The following is a 716-nucleotide window of genomic DNA, read 5'->3' as shown; positions in this document are numbered from 1 at the left end:
TTCATTGAGAAGAAATTCATCGCAAACCGCCTGGTATCGCTGGTGCCCTTGCTGCCGCAGAACATGGTGGTTAAGCGTCTTACTACCGGGGCGCTGGAGTACAAATACACCGAAAACGGTAGCGAACGCGTCATTCCTGTCAAAAACATTATGCACATTCGTGGATTCGGTCTGGATGGTGTTTGCGGCATGATACCAATGAAAACCGGCCGCGATGTGATCGGTTCTGCGATGGCGGTAGAAGAATCTGCGGCAAAAATATTCGAGCAAGGGTTACAAAGTTCTGGTTTCCTGACAGCGGAACAAGCATTAAACGATGAGCAGAGGGAAAGGCTCCGGGAGTACATGGCAAAGTTCACCGGCTCTAAAAATGCCGGAAAGATAATGGTACTGGAAGGCGGGTTAAAGTATCAGGGCGTCACCATGAACCCGGAAGATGCTCAGATGCTGGAAAGCCGTTCTTTCAGTATTGAGGAAATTTGCCGTTGGTTTCGCGTCCCGCCCTACATGGTTGGTCACACCACCAAACAAAGCAGCTGGGCTTCCAGCCTGGAAGGGATGAACCTCCTGTTCCTGACGCATACGCTCCGTCCCTTACTGGTCAATATCGAGCAGGAGATAGGGCGCTGCCTGCTGGACAGTGATGATGAGGTGTTTGCGGAGTTCTCTGTTGAAGGACTTCTGCGCGCCGATAGCGTCGGACGTGCCGCGTACTA

1 protein-coding gene is annotated in these 716 nt (G+C 52.0%); it reads left to right on the top strand.

Annotated elements, in window-relative coordinates:
- Positions 1-716, top strand: a 716-nt coding sequence (locus APU02_RS10815) for a phage portal protein (protein ID WP_072197108.1), incomplete at both ends; no start/stop codon positions are given.

The sequence above is a fragment of the Citrobacter sp. 50677481 genome, from assembly GCF_001463265.1.
GTDB lineage: Bacteria > Pseudomonadota > Gammaproteobacteria > Enterobacterales > Enterobacteriaceae > Citrobacter_A > Citrobacter_A sedlakii.
Note: the sequence above shows the minus strand (reverse complement) of the source record. Positions and strands in the feature narration are given on the sequence as shown.